Annotated in this window: 17 protein-coding genes; 7 read left to right on the forward strand and 10 right to left on the reverse strand. The window is 59.0% G+C overall.

Annotation, left to right across the window (positions count from 1 at the left end; translation table 11 throughout):
• Positions 1–100: 100 nt before the first annotated feature.
• From acnD to RYB09_RS01785, 4 genes are all read right to left on the reverse strand, one after another.
• Positions 101–2,689, reverse strand: coding sequence for a Fe/S-dependent 2-methylisocitrate dehydratase AcnD (gene acnD / locus RYB09_RS01770; protein ID WP_316887260.1), 2,589 nt, complete (start codon positions 2,687–2,689; stop codon positions 101–103).
• Between the two features lie 69 nt (positions 2,690–2,758).
• Positions 2,759–3,886, reverse strand: coding sequence for a 2-methylcitrate synthase (prpC, locus tag RYB09_RS01775; protein ID WP_316887262.1), 1,128 nt, complete (start codon positions 3,884–3,886; stop codon positions 2,759–2,761).
• Positions 3,887–4,269: 383 nt separating this feature from the next.
• Positions 4,270–5,163, reverse strand: coding sequence for a methylisocitrate lyase (prpB, locus tag RYB09_RS01780; protein ID WP_005732529.1), 894 nt, complete (start codon positions 5,161–5,163; stop codon positions 4,270–4,272).
• A complete protein-coding gene (locus RYB09_RS01785; RefSeq protein ID WP_122258754.1) occupies positions 5,160–5,867 on the reverse strand; it encodes a GntR family transcriptional regulator in 708 nt (235 codons plus the stop codon). Before RYB09_RS01785 ends, prpB begins: the two co-directional genes overlap by 4 nt.
• Before the next feature lie 296 nt (positions 5,868–6,163).
• Between RYB09_RS01785 and RYB09_RS01790 the strand changes: the two genes are divergently transcribed.
• From RYB09_RS01790 to pabB, 4 genes are all read left to right on the forward strand, one after another.
• Entirely contained in the window at positions 6,164–6,715 is a 552-nt protein-coding gene (locus tag RYB09_RS01790) for an ATP-dependent zinc protease (protein WP_122258753.1), read from the forward strand.
• A gap of 4 nt (positions 6,716–6,719) precedes the next feature.
• Positions 6,720–8,255, forward strand: coding sequence for an inactive transglutaminase family protein (locus tag RYB09_RS01795; RefSeq protein WP_005732527.1), 1,536 nt, complete (start codon positions 6,720–6,722; stop codon positions 8,253–8,255).
• A complete protein-coding gene (locus tag RYB09_RS01800) occupies positions 8,255–9,232 on the forward strand; it encodes an alpha-L-glutamate ligase-like protein (protein WP_161936594.1) in 978 nt (325 codons plus the stop codon). The genes RYB09_RS01795 and RYB09_RS01800 overlap by 1 nt, the downstream gene beginning before the upstream one ends.
• A 75-nt stretch (positions 9,233–9,307) precedes the next feature.
• Positions 9,308–10,651, forward strand: coding sequence for an aminodeoxychorismate synthase component I (gene pabB / locus RYB09_RS01805; RefSeq protein WP_058408924.1), 1,344 nt, complete (start codon positions 9,308–9,310; stop codon positions 10,649–10,651).
• A 115-nt stretch (positions 10,652–10,766) separates the two neighbouring features.
• Here pabB and thrH read toward each other — a convergent pair whose 3' ends face one another.
• Positions 10,767–11,384 (reverse strand): bifunctional phosphoserine phosphatase/homoserine phosphotransferase ThrH, encoded by a 618-nt coding sequence (gene thrH / locus RYB09_RS01810; RefSeq protein ID WP_122258751.1) that lies wholly within the window; start codon positions 11,382–11,384, stop codon positions 10,767–10,769.
• Between the two features lie 139 nt (positions 11,385–11,523).
• On the opposite strand from thrH, the gene RYB09_RS01815 reads away from it, so the two are divergent.
• A complete protein-coding gene (locus RYB09_RS01815; RefSeq protein ID WP_002553025.1) occupies positions 11,524–12,258 on the forward strand; it encodes a phosphoadenylyl-sulfate reductase in 735 nt (244 codons plus the stop codon).
• 78 nt (positions 12,259–12,336) lie between these two features.
• Here the strand turns inward: RYB09_RS01815 and cysB are convergent, their stop codons facing one another.
• The 4 genes from cysB to RYB09_RS01835 all read right to left on the reverse strand — a co-directional run bounded on the left by cysB (position 12,337) and on the right by RYB09_RS01835 (position 15,931).
• Positions 12,337–13,311: an HTH-type transcriptional regulator CysB gene (gene cysB, locus RYB09_RS01820; RefSeq protein WP_003382487.1), complete on the reverse strand. Its 975-nt coding sequence runs from the start codon at positions 13,309–13,311 to the stop codon at positions 12,337–12,339.
• Positions 13,312–13,470: 159 nt separating this feature from the next.
• Entirely contained in the window at positions 13,471–13,959 is a 489-nt protein-coding gene (locus tag RYB09_RS01825) for a universal stress protein (protein ID WP_122258750.1), read from the reverse strand.
• 76 nt (positions 13,960–14,035) lie between these two features.
• Positions 14,036–14,956 (reverse strand): 5'-nucleotidase, encoded by a 921-nt coding sequence (locus tag RYB09_RS01830; protein ID WP_058401039.1) that lies wholly within the window; start codon positions 14,954–14,956, stop codon positions 14,036–14,038.
• A gap of 3 nt (positions 14,957–14,959) precedes the next feature.
• Entirely contained in the window at positions 14,960–15,931 is a 972-nt protein-coding gene (locus RYB09_RS01835) for a putative 2-dehydropantoate 2-reductase (RefSeq protein WP_058401038.1), read from the reverse strand.
• Positions 15,932–16,174: 243 nt separating this feature from the next.
• On the opposite strand from RYB09_RS01835, the gene RYB09_RS01840 reads away from it, so the two are divergent.
• Positions 16,175–17,251, forward strand: a complete 1,077-nt coding sequence (locus RYB09_RS01840; RefSeq protein ID WP_316887265.1) for a 3-deoxy-7-phosphoheptulonate synthase — start codon at positions 16,175–16,177, stop codon at positions 17,249–17,251.
• Between the two features lie 85 nt (positions 17,252–17,336).
• On the opposite strand, the gene RYB09_RS01845 is transcribed toward RYB09_RS01840, so the two are convergent.
• Complete coding sequence (locus RYB09_RS01845) at positions 17,337–17,624, reverse strand: GNAT family N-acetyltransferase (protein WP_002553019.1); 288 nt, start codon at positions 17,622–17,624, stop codon at positions 17,337–17,339.
• A 472-nt stretch (positions 17,625–18,096) separates the two neighbouring features.
• Here RYB09_RS01845 and oprI point away from each other — a divergent pair, with 472 nt between their 5' ends.
• Complete coding sequence (oprI, locus tag RYB09_RS01850) at positions 18,097–18,348, forward strand: outer membrane lipoprotei OprI (RefSeq protein WP_002553018.1); 252 nt, start codon at positions 18,097–18,099, stop codon at positions 18,346–18,348.
• Positions 18,349–18,537 lie beyond the last annotated feature (189 nt).

Raw genomic sequence — 18,537 nt, forward strand, 5'->3', positions numbered from 1 at the left:
TCAAAATCGGACGCAGAGCGTCCAGAACTGCATGCCCACGCGAAGCATGGGCACGATAGTGCTCTTGCGCACGCTTATCGTTCCTCAAGCTCCAGCGTAGCTACGATGCAGTAGCCTCCAGAAAATCCTGAGCAAAACGCTGCAGTACGCCGCCAGCCTCATAAATAGAAAGCTCTTCGGCAGTGTCCAGACGGCACGTCACCGGCACGTCCACACGTTCACCGTTACGGCGCTGGATCACCAGCGTCAAGGTCGCGCGCGGTGTGCGCTGACCGATCACGTCGAAGGTTTCGCTGCCGTCGATGCCCAGCGTCAGGCGGCTGGTGCCCGGTTTGAACTCCAGCGGCAGCACGCCCATGCCGACCAGGTTGGTGCGATGGATACGCTCGAAACCTTCTGCGGCGATGGCTTCGACACCCGCCAGCCTGACGCCTTTGGCGGCCCAGTCACGGGACGAACCCTGCCCGTAATCGGCACCGGCAATGATGATCAATGGTTGCTTGCGGGCCATGTAGGTTTCAATGGCTTCCCACATGCGCGTAACCACGCCCTCGGGCTCGATGCGGGTCAGCGAGCCTTTCCTGACCTTGCCGTCGATCACCGCCATCTCGTTGACCAGTTGCGGGTTGGCAAAGGTTGCCCGCTGGGCCGTCAAGTGGTCGCCCCGGTGGGTTGCGTAGGAGTTGAAGTCCTCCTCCGGCACGCCCATTTTCGCCAGATACTCGCCCGCAGCACTGTCGAGCATGATCGCGTTGGACGGTGACAGGTGATCGGTGGTGATGTTGTCCGGCAGCACGGCCAGTGCGCGCATGCCCTTGAGCGTGCGCTCTCCGGCCAGCGCGCCTTCCCAATAGGGCGGGCGACGGATGTAAGTGCTCATCGGGCGCCAGTCGTAAAGCGGCTCGACTTTCGGCCCTGTGTGTTCTTCGATGGCGAACATCGGAATGTAGACCTGACGAAACTGCTCCGGCTTCACCGACGCCTGCACCACGGCATCGATCTCTTCGTCGCTCGGCCAAATGTCCTTGAGGCGAATCTCTTTGCCATCGGCCATTCCGAGCACATCGTTTTCGATATCGAACCTGATGGTACCGGCAATGGCGTAGGCCACCACCAGAGGTGGCGAGGCCAGGAAGGCCTGTTTGGCGTAAGGGTGAATACGCCCGTCGAAATTGCGATTACCCGACAACACCGCAGTGGCGTACAGATCGCGGTCGATGATTTCCTGCTGGATCAGTGGGTCCAGCGCGCCGGACATGCCGTTACAGGTGGTACAGGCAAACGCCACGACGCCAAAACCCAATTGCTCCAGCTCCGAGGTCAGCCCTGCTGCGTCCAGGTATAGCGCCACGGTTTTTGAGCCGGGTGCCAGCGATGATTTCACCCACGGCTTGCGCAGCAGCCCCAGGCGGTTGGCGTTGCGTGCCAGCAGACCGGCGGCAATGACGTTGCGCGGGTTGCTGGTGTTGGTGCAGCTGGTAATCGCCGCGATGATCACTGCGCCATCCGGCATCTGCCCCGGCACCTCGTCCCATTGCCCGGCAATGCCTCTGGCGGCCAGATCCGCAGTGGCGACCCGCGCATGGGGGTTGGACGGCCCGGCCATGTTGCGCACCACGCTGGACAGGTCGAAGCTCAGCACGCGCTCGTACTCCACTTCGTGCAGGCTGTCCGACCACAAACCGGTGTGCCGCGCATACAGCTCGACGAGTTTTACCTGCTCGTCTTCACGGCCGGTCAGGCGTAGATAATCGATGGTTTGCGAATCAATGGAAAACATTGCCGCCGTCGCACCGTATTCCGGTGCCATGTTGGAAATCGTCGCCCGGTCACCGAGGGTCAGGCTCGACGCACCTGCACCATAGAACTCCAGATACGCGCCAACTACCTTCTGCTGACGCAGGTATTCGGTCAGAGCCAGCACCACATCGGTGGCGGTGATACCCGGCTGACGGCGTCCAGTCAGTTCGACGCCGATGATGTCCGGCAGGCGCATCCACGAGGCGCGTCCCAGCATGACGTTCTCGGCCTCGAGGCCGCCGACGCCGATGGCAATCACGCCCAGCGCGTCGACATGTGGCGTGTGGCTGTCTGTCCCCACCAGCGTGTCGGGAAAGGCTACGCCGTCGAGTACCTGCACCACTGGCGACATTTTCTCCAGGTTGATCTGGTGCATGATGCCGTTGCCCGGCGGAATCACTTCGACGTTCTTGAACGCCTGCTTGGTCCAGTCAATGAAATGAAAGCGGTCTTCGTTACGACGGTCTTCGATGGCGCGGTTCTTTGCGAACGCCTGTGGGTCATTACCGTCGGATTCCACCGCCAGCGAATGGTCGACAATAAGCTGCACCGGCACCACCGGGTTTACCTGCGCAGGATCACCGCCCTGCGAGGCAATCGCATCACGCAGGCCGGCAAGGTCGACCAGCGCGGTCTGCCCCAGAATGTCGTGACAGACCACCCGCGCAGGGAACCACGGAAAGTCCAGATCACGCTTGCGCTCGATGAGCTGGGTCAAAGAAGCACTCAAGGTCGCAGGATCACAACGGCGCACGAGGTTCTCGGCCAGCACTCGCGAGGTGTAGGGCAGCGTGGCATAAGCGCCGGGCTTGAGCGCCTCGACCGCTGCGCGCGCATCGAAATAGTCCAGTCGGGTGCCAGGAAGCGTTTTGCGAAATTCACTGTTCATTGCGGGACTCGATCACGGAGTGTTCGGAATGCGGGCGGGGAACTCGTCAGCGGCTCCCCTGCCCCCTTTTCAGCGCTGCTCGATGGGCAGGAAGCTGCGCTGTTCGACGCCGGTGTATTCGGCGCTCGGACGGATGATGCGATTGTTGGCGCGCTGTTCGAAAACGTGAGCGGCCCAGCCGGTCAGGCGCGAGCAGACAAAGATCGGGGTGAACAGCTTGGTCGGGATGCCCATGAAGTGGTACGCCGAGGCATGGTAGAAGTCGGCGTTGGGGAACAGTTTCTTCTGCTCCCACATGACCTTGTCGATGGCTTCGGAGACAGGGAACAACACGCTGTCGCCCACCTCGTCGGCAAGCTTCTTCGACCAGCCCTTGATGACCTCGTTGCGCGGGTCGGACTCCTTGTAGATCGCATGGCCAAAGCCCATGATCTTTTCCTTGCGTTCCAGCATTCCCAGCGTGCCTTTGGTGGCTTCCTCAGCCGAAGCGAAGCGCTGAATCATTTCCATCGCGGCCTCGTTGGCACCACCGTGCAGCGGGCCGCGCAATGTGCCGATGGCTGCCGTGACGCAGGAATACAGGTCCGACAGCGTCGACGCGCAGACGCGGGCGGTGAAGGTCGAGGCATTGAATTCGTGCTCGGCGTACAGAATCAACGACACATCCATGACCTTGCGGTGCAGTTCGCTGGGTGCCTTGTCGAGCAGCAGGTGCAGGAAATGCCCGCCGATGGAGTCTTCAGCGGTTGTGCAGTCAATGCGTTTGCCGTCATGACTGAAGCGATACCAGTAGCACATGATCGCCGGGAACGCCGCGAGCAAACGGTCGGTGGCATCGCGCTGCTGATCGAAGCTGCGCTCCGGTTCCAGTGTGCCGAGCATTGACGCGCCGGTGCGCATGACGTCCATCGGATGAGTGTCGGCGGGAATGCGCTCCAGCACTTCCTTCAGGGCCTGAGGCAGATCGCGCAGGCTCTTGAGTTTATCCAGATAAGCAGCCAGCTGGGCCTGGGTCGGCAGCTCGCCGTACAGCAACAGGTAGGCAACTTCCTCGAACCGGGCCTCAGCGGCCAGTTCGCGCACGTCGTAGCCGCGATACGTCAGCCCGGCACCCGCCATGCCCACCGTGGACAACGCCGTCTGCCCGGCAACCTGCCCGCGCAGCCCGGCACCACTCAATACTTTTGCTTCAGCCATGATGTTCTCCACTATTGTTTTTGTGTGATGGGACGCAGAGCGTCACGAGATAAATTCACACCTGCAGCGCTCATTGTTGTACATCAGCCCAATGAGCCCGGAAAACGGGGCTCAAACTACGATGATGATCGCTCCCACGCTCCGCGTGGTAATGCATTTCGTGACGCTCCGCGTCACACATTGGAGCCTTGACGCGTGATTCAGTCCGTACGAATGCGGGCCTGAGTTTCGATTACGTTTGCTTTCTCGCCAGGCTGGAGACTTGTGACGCAGAGCGTCACGAACTGCATGCCAACGCGGAGCATTGGCACGATGGTCATCTCAAGACCTGTGTATAACGCTGAGCTTGCAGCGTGGGAACGAGAGTTCTCGTTCTGTGGTTATCAGCCTTTCTTCTGCGCAAACAGCGCGTCCAGTTTCTGCTCGAAGGTGTGGTAGTCGATGGCGTCGTACAGCTCCATGCGCGTCTGCATGCTGTCGACCACGTTCTTCTGGCTACCATCGCGACGAATTGCGCCATAAACATTTTCCGCAGCCTTGTTCATGGCGCGGAAGGCAGAAAGCGGGTAAAGGACCAGCGACACGTCGGCCGCGCGCAGCTCATCGACGGTAAACAAGGGCGTAGCGCCGAATTCGGTGATATTGGCCAGGATCGGCACGCCTGCACGGTTGGCAAATTGCTTGTACATCGCCAGTTCGGTGATTGCCTCTGGAAACACCATGTCTGCGCCCGCTTCGATACAGGCCGCAGCACGCTCAAGTGCCGATTCCAGCCCCTCGACCGCCAGTGCATCGGTGCGCGCCATGATCACGAAACTGTCGTCAGTGCGCGCATCCACGGCGGCTTTGATCCGGTCGACCATTTCCTGCTGCGAGACAATTTCCTTGTTCGGGCGATGCCCGCAGCGCTTGGCACCCACCTGATCCTCAATGTGAATCGCAGCAGCGCCGGCCTTGATCATCGAGCGCACGGTTCGCGCCACATTGAACGCCGAAGAACCGAAACCGGTGTCGACATCCACCAGCAGCGGCAGGTCGCAGACATCGGTAATGCGGCGCACATCAATCAACACGTCCTCAAGACCGGTAATCCCCAGGTCCGGAATGCCCAGTGACCCTGCCGCAACGCCGCCGCCAGACAGGTAAATAGCCTTGAATCCGGCGCGTTTTGCGAGCAGCGCATGATTTGCATTGATTGCGCCGACCACTTGCAACGGCTGTTCACTGGCGACCGCATCGCGGAAACGCTGGCCGGGAGTATTGTTGTTGTGACTCATTGTTCACCTCGGTCGGGAGCCGCCTGGAAGTGGCGCTCGATGTTGCGTCTGGATGCACCGATATGGCGGCGCATCAACAATTCAGCCAGCTCACCGTCGCGATCAGCGATGGCATCAAGAATGCGGTGATGTTCGGCAAAGGCCTGACGAGGCCGGTTGGGCGTTGTGGAATACTGGATGCGGTACATGCGCACCAGTTGGTACAGCTCGCCACACAGCATCTGGCTGAGGGTACGATTGCGGCTGCCCTGGATGATCCGGTAATGAAAATCGAAATCACCCTCCTGCTGGTAATAGCCGATGCCCGCCTGAAACGCAGCATCGCGCTCATGGGTGTCAAGGACGCCGCGCAATTCATCAATCTCGGCCTGGGTCATACGCTCGGCGGCCAGGCGGCAGGCCATCCCTTCCAGAGACTCACGGATCTCATAAAGCTCGATCAGCTCGGCATGGCTGAGCGCGACAACACGTGCACCGACGTGCGGCACGCGCACCACCAGTCGCTGCCCTTCGAGCCGGTGAATGGCTTCACGTAACGGCCCGCGACTGATGCCGTAGGTGCGCGCCAGCTCCGGTTCGGAGATCTTGCTACCGGGGGCGATCTCGCCTTTCACAATAGCGGATTGAATGCGTCGGAAAACGTTCTCGGAGAGGGTTTCCGACTCATCAACGACTGCTACTGCCTTCTCGACCGCACCCAGCATTGTCGACACCTTTAGCCTTTTAAGACGCAAATCTAGCCATAAACTGCAAATCAGTCAAAGCAAAACAAAGGATTGTCGACAATATATCGAAAGGACGTCAAAGGTTCCTGCGAGAGAACCTGAACAGACATACAGGTTGATCACTGGCAGCGCCGAGGCTTCATGCTAGAATGCGCCGCGTCCGCACAGCACGCTCCGCACCGGAGCGGCGACTGCGAACTGCCTGCCCTATCACCCTCAGGTCAACTCCATTTGCGCCCTGACCCTGAAGTTGTTCGCTCATCGCGCCAGGATTTATGAGACTGACTAGCCTGCCCACATTGCTCTGCCTGCTGTTCTTTTCCGGCCTGCTGCTGCCCAGCGTCAGCCTGGCCGCCAACAAGACAGTCTATGGCCTCAACGAATACGCCAGCCTCATTGAAATCGACGTCGAGATTGCCGCCAAACTGGATACGGGGGCCAAGACCGCTTCACTGAGCGCCCGCGACATCAAGCATTTCAAACGCAATGGCGAAAGCTGGGTGCGCTTCTATATAGCCAGCGACAGCAAGCATATACACCCCATAGAACGACCTCTGGCCCGGGTCAGCAAGATCAAGCGCCGCGCCGACGACGTTGACCCGAATGAAGAAAATAAATACTCGTCACGTCCGGTGATCAACCTCGATATCTGTATGGGTGAAGCTTTACGCACCATCGAAGTGAACTTGACTGACCGAAGTGCTTTCCAATATCCGCTTTTGATCGGCTCCGAAGCGTTGAAACGCTTCGATGCGCTGGTCGATCCAAGTCTTAAATATGCGGCAGGGAAGCCCGGCTGCGCTTCCGTCGCTCAAAACGCAGAGTAAACCCATGCGCTCTCTTACACTCCATCTGAAGATCCTGATCACTGCCCTTGTGACCCTGGGCATCGCGATCACGGCCTATCAGATACTGGCGCTCGGCATACCCGTCACCGAAGACGAAACCGATGACCTGTGGAATATCGACGCCAAAGTCGAATTCATCGCCAATCCAAAGGATTCGGTGAAGGTCCAGATGTTCGTGCCGCCACTGGCCCACGACTACATCAGCCTCAATGAAAGCTTCATCTCGAACAATTACGGCGTCAGCGTCAACCGCGCTGACGGCAACCGCAAGGTCACCTGGTCCGCCCGTCGCGCCACCGGCAACCAGACGCTTTACTACCGACTGGTACTGACCAAGCGCTACAGCGGTGAGAAACCCAAGGTCAAAGGGCCGATCTTTCGCGACAGCATGACCGTCGAAGGCCCCGAAAAAATTGCAGCCGAGGCACTGCTGGCCCCCATTCGCCAGCACTCTGCGGACGTGGAAACCTTCATCACCGAAGCCATCAAACGCGTCAACAACCTGAATGACGATAACGTCAAGCTGCTGCTGGCCGGTGATAACTCGGCCTCCAACAAGGCCCGGGTCACCGAGCTGCTGCTGTCGATCGCCCACGTACCACTGGAAAAGGCCCACACCATTCGCCTGGATGCCGAGCAGCAGACGCCGGAACTCTGGCTGCGCAGCTTCAATGGCAAGGAATGGCTGTACTTCAACCCGGATACCGGTGAAGCCGGTCTGCCGGATGATCGCCTGTTGTGGTGGACCGGTGAAGACGCCCTGGTCAGTGTCGAAGGGGGCAAGAAAGTGCAAGTCACGTTCAGCCTCAATAACAGTGAAATGAACGCCATGCGTCTCGCCAAACTGACCGATGCCAGCACCGACTCCGACTTCCTCGCCTATTCTCTCTACGGGCTGCCGCTGCAAACCCAGCAGACCTTCATGGTCATGGTCATGATCCCGATTGGCGTACTGGTCATCCTGATCCTGCGCAACCTGATCGGCCTGCAGACACTGGGCACTTTCACGCCCGTGCTGATTGCCTTGGCGTTCCGCGAAACCCAACTGGGTTTCGGCATTATTCTGTTTACGGTGATCACCGCTCTGGGCTTGTCATTGCGCTCGTACCTGGAGCACCTGAAGTTGCAAATGCTGCCGCGCCTGTCGGTTGTACTGACCTTCGTTGTGGTGCTGATTGCGGCCATCAGCCTGTTCAGCCACAAGCTGGGGCTCGAACGCGGGCTTTCGGTGGCGCTGTTCCCGATGGTGATCCTGACCATGACCATCGAACGCCTGTCGATTACCTGGGAAGAGCGTGGCGGCAGCCACGCCATGAAAGTCGCGATCGGCACACTGTTCGCGGCATCGTTGGCACACCTGATCATGAGCGTGCCGGAACTGACCTATTTCGTTTTCACCTTCCCGGCAGTGCTGTTGATACTGGTCGGCTTCATGCTGGCGATGGGTAGATACCGTGGCTATCGCCTGACCGAACTGATGCGCTTCAAGGCTTTTCTGAAAGAGGAAAAGACTAAATGATCGGCTGGTGGAAGACCTGGAAGGCGCTTGAGGCCCGCGGCATTATGGGCATCAATCGGCGTAACGCCGACTATGTGCTCAAGTACAACAAGCGCAGCCTTTATCCGGTCGTCGATGACAAGATCATCACCAAGGAGCGGGCCATCGCGGCAGGTATTCACGTGCCGGAAATGTACGGAGTGATTTCCACGGAAAAGGAAATCGACCGGCTTGACGATATCATCGGCGCGCACAGCGACTTCGTGATCAAGCCCGCCCAGGGCGCAGGCGGCGACGGCATTCTGGTCATCGCCGACCGTTTCGAGGAGCGTTTTCGCACCGTCTCGGGACGCATCATCAGCCATGCGGAAATCGAGCATCAGGTGTCCAGCATCCTTACGGGCCTTTATTCGCTGGGCGGCCACCGTGACCGGGCGCTGATCGAATACCGGGTTGTTCCGGACCCGATCTTCAAAAGCATCAGTTATGAGGGCGTGCCGGACATCCGCGTCATCGTGCTGATGGGCTATCCGGTGATGGCCATGCTACGCCTCCCGACCCGCCAGTCAGGCGGCAAGGCCAACCTGCATCAGGGCGCGATTGGCGTCGGTGTGGACCTGGCCACCGGCGTCACCCTGCAAGGCACCTGGCTGAACAACATCATCAGCAAACACCCGGACACCACTCACTCGGTAGACGGCGTGCAACTGCCCAACTGGGACGGTTTCATGAAGCTTGCCGCCGAGTGTTACGAGCTGTGTGGTCTGGGCTACATCGGTGTCGATATGGTACTGGACCAGGACAAGGGCCCGCTGATTCTGGAACTCAATGCCCGTCCCGGCCTGAACATTCAGATCGCCAATGACAGTGGCCTGACCCACCGCACCCAGGCCGTCGAGGCGCGTCTGGAGCAGCTGGCTCTTGAAGGACGCCAGGAATCGGCGCAGGAGCGGGTCAGCTTTGTCCAGGACCTGTTCGGTCACGTGCCCGGCGTCTGAACGGACATACCGCTAGGACTGCCGCATCGGCAAGGCTACAATCGCCAGCCGCGTTTCCAAGACCGATATTCGACGATGCCGATCTGCTCGATACACCCCCTGCCCTACAGCGCCGACCCGATCGCGTTCTTTGCGCGAATCCGCGGAGCGCCGGGCGCGGTGCTGCTCGACAGCGGCAGGCCGACCGCCGAGCGCGGCCGATATGACCTGCTCAGTGCATGGCCGCTGCAGGAACTGACCGTTGCCGATGACGAGAATGGAGCCGCCTATCTCCAGCGCTTGCGCGACAGTCTCGAGGCGCTCGGCACAGCGCAATTGCCTGACGGGTGCGAACTGCCCTTCGCTGGCGGCCTGATCGGTTATCTGAGCTATGAGTTTGGTCGACGCCTGGAACCGCTACCGGATCAGGCCATTGACGATCTGCAACTGCCCGAAGCGCGCCTGGGGCTCTACGCCTGGGCGCTGATCAGCGATCATCAGCAACAGACCAGCCAGCTTGTCTTTCACCCAAAGCTGGCCGAGACCGAGCGCAAACGTCTGATTGAGCTGTTCTCTGTCAGCGTCACTCAACCACCCACCGTTTTCCGGCTCAGTCAAGCGTTTCAGGCCAGCATCAATGCGGACGACTATCGACAGGCTTTCGAACGCATTCAGGCCTATATCCAGGCGGGAGACTGTTATCAGGTCAACTTCGCGCAACGCTTTCAGGCGCAATGTACTGGCGACCCGTGGGCCGCTTATTGTGCACTGCGAGCGGCTTGCCCGACGCCGTTCGCCGGCTACTTGAGCCTGCCGGGGCGCGATGCAATCCTGAGCCTTTCTCCGGAACGCTTCGTGCGGGTCAGCGCCAGGCAGGTCGAAACCCGCCCCATCAAAGGTACGCGGCCGCGCAGCCCGGACGCCGCAGAGGATGCCGCGTTCGCCAACGAGCTGCTGGCCAGCGAAAAGGACCGCGCTGAAAACCTGATGATCGTTGACCTGCTGCGCAACGACCTCGGCCGCAGTTGCCGCATCGGCTCGGTGAAAGTCCCCGAGCTGTTCAGCCTCGAAAGCTACCCCAACGTGCACCATCTGGTGAGCAGCGTGACCGGGGAGCTGGCCGCTGGCAACGATGCTCTGGACCTGATCGGTGGCAGCTTCCCCGGTGGCTCCATCACGGGCGCGCCGAAGATCCGCGCCATGCAGATCATCGACGAGCTGGAGCCGACCCGACGCAGCCTGTATTGCGGCTCGTTGATGTACCTGGACGTACGCGGCGAAATGGACAGCTCGATCGCCATCCGCAGCCTGCTGGTCAAGGATGGGCGCATTTCCTGTTGGGGCGGCGGCGGCATTGTGGCGGACTCGAACTGCGAGGCCGAATATCAGGAAACCTTCACCAAGGTCCGTGTGCTGCTGGAAACGCTTGAGGCGCTCTGAGATCAAGCTTCTGTGGGAGATTCTATGACTATCGTGCCAATGCTACGCGTTGGCACGCCGTTCTGGACGCTCCGCGTCCGATCTTGCGCAGAAACGAAAAACGCAAGCCCTGCGTCTAGAGCGGCAGATCCCGATTCGACGCCTTGATGAACTCTTTTTTCAACTCATCAAAGGTATGCACCGCCGGAAACTGCGGAAACTCGCGGATAACGTTGTCGGGGGCATGGAACAGGATACCGGCGTCAGCCTCGCCCAGCATGGTGGTGTCGTTGTAGGAGTCGCCTGCCGCAATGATCCGGTAGTACAGGCTTTTGAACGCCAGTACCGACTGACGCTTGGGGTCTCTCTGACGCAACTGGTAACTGACCACCCGGCCGGTTTCATCAGTGATCAGGCGATGACATAGCAGGGTCGGAAAACCCAATTGGCGCATCAGCGGCTGCGAGAACTCGTAGAAAGTGTCGGACAGAATCACTACTTGAAAACGCTCGCGCAACCAGTTGACGAACTCCACTGCACCTTCCAGCGGCTTGAGGGTGGCGATCACTTCCTGAATATCCGACAGTTTCAGACCGTGCTCATCGAGAATACGCAGGCGCTGCTTCATCAGGACGTCGTAGTCGGGAATGTCTCGAGTGGTTGCGCGCAGTGATTCAATACCGGTTTTTTCGGCAAAGGCGATCCATATTTCCGGGACAAGCACACCTTCCAGGTCCAGACAGGCAATTTCCACAGCACACTCCTCAAGGCTTTGGCTATCAACGCAGGCAGCACTCTAGCCTCCGGCAACGGCCACTGAACAGCGGATTTTGTTACCATTGCTGCCATCACGAGCGCTTAAGCGCCACTCTTGCATTCTAGGAAGCCGCCTGATGAGCCAACCTTTCGACGTCGCTGAACTGGCGACGACCTATGCGAACAAGTCTGCACAAGACATTCTGAAACTGGCCTTCGAACACTTCGGTGACGAACTATGGATCTCCTTTAGCGGCGCCGAAGACGTCGTGCTGGTAGACATGGCCTGGAAGCTGAACAAAAACGTCAAGGTCTTCAGTCTCGACACCGGACGCCTGCACCCGGAAACCTATCGTTTCATTGAACAGGTCCGTGACCACTACAAGATCGAGATCGAAATCATCTCGCCGGACCAGAGCAAGCTCGAACCGTTCGTCAAGGAAAAAGGCCTGTTCAGCTTTTACCGGGATGGTCATGGCGAATGCTGCGGCGTCCGCAAGATCGAACCGCTGCGCCGCAAACTGTCTGGCGTCACAGCCTGGGCCACCGGCCAGCGCCGCGACCAGAGCCCTGGCACACGCAGCGCCGTTGCCGCGCTGGAAATCGACAGCGCGTTCTCGACCGCCGAACGCACGCTGTACAAATTCAACCCGTTGGCGCAGATGAGCAGCGAAGAAATCTGGGGCTACATCCGCATGCTGGAACTGCCTTACAACAGCCTGCACGAGCGCGGTTTCATCAGCATCGGCTGCGAACCCTGCACCCGCCCGGTATTGCCGAACCAGCACGAACGCGAAGGTCGCTGGTGGTGGGAAGAAGCCACACAGAAGGAATGCGGGCTGCATGCGGGCAACCTGATAGCGCGCAACTGACGCCGCCAGAGGCACGCCTCAACCTGCAAGTTACAGGTCAAAGCGCGTACGGCTCTGACTTGTAACTTGCCGCTGCGACTAGTGCACCGGCAACTCGACGTTGGCAAACAGCTCTTCCATTTCCTGTTTGTTATGGCACTGAATCGCCTTGGCCATGACTTCACGGGTCAGGTGCGGGGCAAACTTTTCGATGAAATCGCACATAAAGCCACGCAGGAAGGTGCCGCGACGGAAAGCGATCTTGGTCACGCTGGACTCGAACAGGTCGCTGGCGTCCAGTACCACCAGATCGCTGTCGACCTCTTCGTCTACCGCCATCCTTGCAACAATGCCCACGCCCAGATTCAGTCTGACGTAGGTCTTGATCACGTCAGCATCCGCAGCCGTAAACACGACCTTGGGCACCAGCCCCCGATGACTGAACGCTTCATCGAGCTTGGAGCGGCCGGTAAAACCGAATACGTAAGTCACAATCGGGTACTCGGCCAGCAGCTCCAGCGTGAGCTTGGGCACCTTGGTCAACGGGTGGCCCTGCGGTACAACAACGCAACGGTTCCAGCGATAGCACGGCATCATCACCAGATCGCTGAACTGCTCAAGCGCTTCGGTGGCAATAGCGAAATCGACCGTCCCGTCAGCGGCCATTTCGGCGATCTGCATTGGCGAGCCCTGATGCATGTGCAAGGCCACGTCAGGGTACTGCTTGATGAAATTACTGATGACCGGCGGCAACGCATAGCGCGCCTGGGTGTGAGTGGTTGCGATCGACAGTGTGCCTTTCTTCTCGTTGGAGAACTCCTGGGCAATCTGCTTGATGCTTTCGACCTTGCGCAGAATCTCGCCTGCGGTGGTGATGATCCGCTCGCCTGCGGGTGTCACGCGCGTCAGGTGCTTGCCGCTACGGGCGAAAACCTCGACGCCCAGCTCGTCTTCAAGCAGACGAATCTGCTTGCTGATGCCGGGCTGGGAGGTGTAAAGGCTCTGGGCCGTCGCAGAAACGTTGAGGTCGTGGTGCGCCACTTCCCAAATGTAGCGCAGTTGTTGGAGCTTCATATGTATCCCTCAAAGCAGATAAACCCTATGGGTATCAGCGACGGTATATAACTGGATTAATGGTGAGACGAATAATTCTAGAACTTTTTATCACCTTTGTAAGGTGATCGCACGCTCGATTTCACTAAAACCACCAATTGAACCTTCCTCTCCTTACCCTCACTCCTTTTTCAACATCATCGGAACCATGTAGACCGGCACGTCGGAAAATTGCAGGACCCTGGCAGCCGTCCGGCCTATCGAGGTGCCCTCTTCTATCCTGCGGCTGTGACTGCCCACCACCAGCAAATCCACCTCCAGCTTGTGCGCCTGCTCGATAATCATACTGGCAGGCTCTCCCTGAACGACACGCACCGTACGAATCAGGGAGAGGTCCGCGTGGCCGTCTCCCAGTTCTTCACGAAAGCCGTCGAGCATTCGTTGCTCTATGGCGTCCAGAAACGTATTAACACCCTTGCCGCGAAGCTCTTTCAAGGCCTCCTCGCCCAGATGGCTCTGCAGTACCGACTCGGCAAACAGGCCCAAGGGCTCAACGACATGGATTACATAAAGCCCTGCGTTGAACGTTCGAGCCAGCGCCAGCGCGTGCTGCGTTACATAAGGCGCGTACAGACCAAGGTCTGTGGCATACAGCATCGAACGAACCATACAACCTCCCGAACAACCGGAATGGCGGAGATTGACTCAGCGTAGCAGCGCATCATCGGCTGCGACGACGGACTTCTCAGCCACCGTTGGCAAGCGGCGTTATTTCATTGCTGATGCCATGCGGAACATGTCCGGTTGCCACCACTTCACGCGCCTTTTCGCAGTGACCGGGCTGATCGTCGAAGAACACATCGGCGGCAAATGCTTCAAGAAAGGCCGACTTCTGCAAGCCGCCGAGAAACAGCGACTCGTCGAGACGAATGTCCCATTCGCGCAAGGTGCGGATCACCCGTTCATGTGCAGGTGCCGAGCGGGCCGTGACCAGCGCGGTACGAATCGGGCAGCTCGCATCGGGAAACTCACGCTGCAATTGGTAGAGTGCGGCGAGAAACGGTTTGAAGGGGCCACCACGCAACGGCTCGCGCGCCGACTCACGCTCGCTGGCCTGAAAGGCAGCCAGGCCGCCGCTCTGGTAAACCCGCTCCGATTCGTCGGAAAACAACACGGCGTCACCATCGAACGCAATCCGCAGCTCGGCGCTGGCTGCACGCCGCGCACCGCCAGAAAGGATGGTCGCCGCAGCAAAACCGGCATCCAGCGCGCTGCGCACATCCTCGGCATGGGTCGACAGAAACAGATGGCAGCCAAACGCAGCCAGATAAGGATAAGGACTGCGCCCACCCGCGAAGGCGGCACGGCTGATGTCCAGGCCGTAATGCTGGATCGAGTTGAACACCCGCAGGCCGGTATCGGCGCTGTTGCGCGACACCAGCACCACTTCCACGCGCGCCTTGTCCAGGCTGGCATTGAGGCTCAGGAGTTTTTCAACCAGCGGGAAAGCGTCGCCCTGCTCGAGAATCTCATCCTCGTGCTCGATCTGATACTTGCGGTAGGCCTCCACGCCGTCGGCCATATACACGTCGTGGCTGTCGCGAAGATCGAACAGCGCCCGCGATGAAATCGCCAGCACCAGCTTATGGCCATCAGCCTCTGTCATGAATCACTCCTCGTTTGCCGAGCGGTTGCCACGGTCAATAAATGCCAGTGCCTGATAAAGCGCCCGCATGCGCGGCATGTCAAACCCTGCAGCAAGCGCGGCAGCGAGGGGCCGGGCATAAATGGCTTCAAGCTCCAGTGGCCGCTTCTCGACCAGGTCGTGATACATGCTGGGCCTGTAGTCCGGCATGCTTTGGGTCACGGTAAACAGATGCTGCGCGAAACCGGGCGGCAAGGCATGACCACAGGCCTCGGCACCCTGTACTACTTCATCCATCAGCGCCTGGATCAATGCCTGACTGTCAGGGTCGGCCATCAATTGGCTGGTACTGGTCTGCAACAAGGCCGACAGCCCGTTGTAGGGCACATTCCAGACCAGCTTCTGCCAGCGGGCCTGCTGCAGATTGGCCATGACAGGGGCGTCGATGCCGGCCGTCTTGAACAGGGCCGCGCAGGCTTCGACGACCGCCATGCGGCTCGCCTGGTCGCCTGCCGGGCCGCTGTGATAGCCGATACTGACCGCGCCGAAGGCTTCATGAGCGACGACGCCGGGCGCAATCCGGTTGACGCAGACGAAACAAAGCCCGCCCAATATATGCAGGCTGTCGGGCAGCACGCTGCGCAACTGATCTTCGACGGCCAGACCGTTCTGCAGCAGCAACACTTTGGCGTCCGGCGCAGCGGCCTGACTGATGATCGGCCCCAGTGCGGCATTGCCGGTGCTCTTGGTGCCAACCAGCAACCAGTCGCAAGGCGGCATGTCAGCCGCCGAGCGATAGGCTTGAACGGGCTTGAGATGCAGATCGCCATGCACGGCACTATTGACCTGCAACCCCTCGCGCGCCACCGCCTCAAACTCGCTGCGCAGCAGAAAATGCACGTCATATCCGGCACGCGCCAGCATCAGCCCGTAAAAGCCGCCGATGGCACCGGTACCAATAATGCCGACACGCGGACGACGGAAATCAACACTCATGACCTCTCCCTTGGCTGTCAGATTATTTCGGGCCTCACACTATCCGTCGCAGCGGATTGTCTTGCAATACAGCAGCGCGGCCCGGCGGGCAGTTACCCGTAACCTGCCCGATACCTCGTTTACTTATTGTCGAACAGCGCGATAACGCGCTAAGGTTCGGCTCCCCGCTGCGCTCAAACCTGCTGGGCACCGCCGCACGGGGGACCGTTGGCGGCCAGTACCCGCGACCTGATGAGTAACACGATGGCTGATTTACCGATTGACGACCTTAACGTTGCCTCTAACGAGACTCTGATCACCCCGGATCAGCTCAAGGGCGAAATCCCTCTGACCGACGCTGCCCTGCACACCGTCAGCCAGGGTCGCGAGGTGATTCGCAACATCCTCGATGGCAATGATCACCGCCTGTTCATCGTGATCGGCCCCTGCTCGATCCACGACCTGAAGGCAGCCAAGGAGTATGCAGAGCGCCTCAAGGCGTTGGCAGCAGAAGTGTCCGACACGCTGTATCTGGTCATGCGCGTCTATTTCGAGAAGCCACGCACGACCGTGGGCTGGAAAGGCCTGATCAACGACCCGTACCTGGATGACTCATTCAAGATCCAGGATGGCCTGCATATCGGTCGCCAGTTGCTGCTGGACCTGGCTGAAATGGGTTTGCCAACCGCCACCGAAGCACTCGACCCGATCTCCCCGCAGTATCTGCAGGACCTGATCAGCTGGTCGGCCATTGGCGCGCGCACCACCGAATCCCAGACTCACCGCGAGATGGCTTCCGGCCTGTCGTCGGCAGTCGGCTTCAAGAACGGCACCGACGGCGGCCTGACCGTTGCCATCAACGCCTTGCAATCGGTCTCGAGCCCGCACCGCTTCCTCGGCATCAACCAGGAAGGTGGCGTGTCGATCGTGACCACCAAGGGCAATGCCTACGGCCATGTCGTGCTGCGCGGCGGCAATGGCAAGCCCAACTATGATTCGGTCAGCGTCGCGCTGTGCGAACAGGCCCTGAACAAGTCCGGCATTCGCCCGAACATCATGGTCGACTGCAGCCATGCCAACTCCAACAAGGACCCGGCCCTGCAGCCGCTGGTAATGGAAAACGTCGCCAACCAGATTCTGGAAGGCAACGAATCTATTATCGGCCTGATGGTCGAGAGTCACTTGAACTGGGGCTGTCAGGCGATTCCGAAGGACCTGTCGGAATTGCAGTACGGCGTATCCATTACCGATGCCTGCATCGACTGGGAAAGCACTGAAAAGACCCTGCGCAGCATGCACGCGAAACTCAAGGGCGTACTGCCCGCTCGCAAGCGCAAGTAACTGCCTGACCGATTAGCCTGCAACAACGAAAACGCCAAGCATATGCTCGGCGTTTTTCATGCTGACGGTCAGTAAGCTCGATGTATCAGAGCTTGGCCGCCTGCGACTGCAGGTCATGCAGTTCCATATAACGCTCGACATAAGAACAGGACGGTATGACGGAATAGCCCATGCTGCCTGCATAGTCCAGGGCTTCCTTGGTAAGGGCGGCGGCTATACCGCGTCCGCGCAAGGCATCGGGCACAAAGGTCCGGTAGAAATCCAGCGTCTGCTTGCCGAGATCCATGTACGTCAGGTAGGCACGGTGGCCGTCGATAATGATTTCGAAATGGTGGCCGACTTCGTCATGGTGGATGGACAACGCCTCGCTCATCGCTACTCCTCGCGGGTCTTGGAATTTGACCCCTACCTTACCGGTCTTTTTCCGGCGAAGGAACATCTACGCCGCCCAGTGTCTGTTTTCGACACCGGTAAGAGCATTGCCGATCTCGACGCACATCACACTGAGATAGTAGGCACCATTGCCGGATATGCTCAAGCGCGGTCGGATTAAAAATGCCTGGAAATGCTCCCGCACCGACCGACAGTCAAACATCCAAGGTTTTTGCAGATGTTCAACGCGTTGTGCGGAACCGCCGATACGGACAGGGGGTCCAGTGAAAGTGGATAGTTTTTGTACAGAACGCTTGAGAAGTAACGCGGAACACTTTCAAAGCAGGGAATTTTAGCAGCTTCTTGCGCTGGGTCCGTTTACTTACTACAAACAATGGGTACTATGTACGCCGGTCGTTTTCTCATTTTCGAGAGATGACTAATTTGAACAAAATTCCTTGAAGGTGAACACGATGAACAACGTTCTGAAATTCTCTGCTCTGGCTCTGGCCGCAGTTCTGGCTACCGGTTGCAGCAGCGTATCCAAAGAAACCGAAGCTCGTCTGACAGCTACCGAAGACGCAGCAGCTCGTTCGCAAGCACGTGCCGACGAAGCCTACCGCAAGGCTGACGAAGCTCTGGCTGCTGCTCAAAAAGCTCAGCAAACTGCTGACGAAGCCAACGAGCGCGCTCTGCGCATGCTGGACAAAGCTAGCCGCAAGTAATAATCCCCCGGGATTATTGAAAGCCGATCCGGCAACGGGTCGGCTTTTTTTTGCCTGTTATCTGGCTGGGTGATGGCTTACAGATTGGCACGATAGTGAGGTTCGACTCAGATCACCTTTGTTATCCCAGACGCCTCTCGTTCCTCACGCTCCGCGTGGGAATGCAGTTCGTGACGCTCCGCGTCACAC

Source organism: Pseudomonas syringae group sp. J254-4 (assembly GCF_032586855.1).
GTDB classification, from domain to species: domain Bacteria; phylum Pseudomonadota; class Gammaproteobacteria; order Pseudomonadales; family Pseudomonadaceae; genus Aquipseudomonas; species Aquipseudomonas amygdali.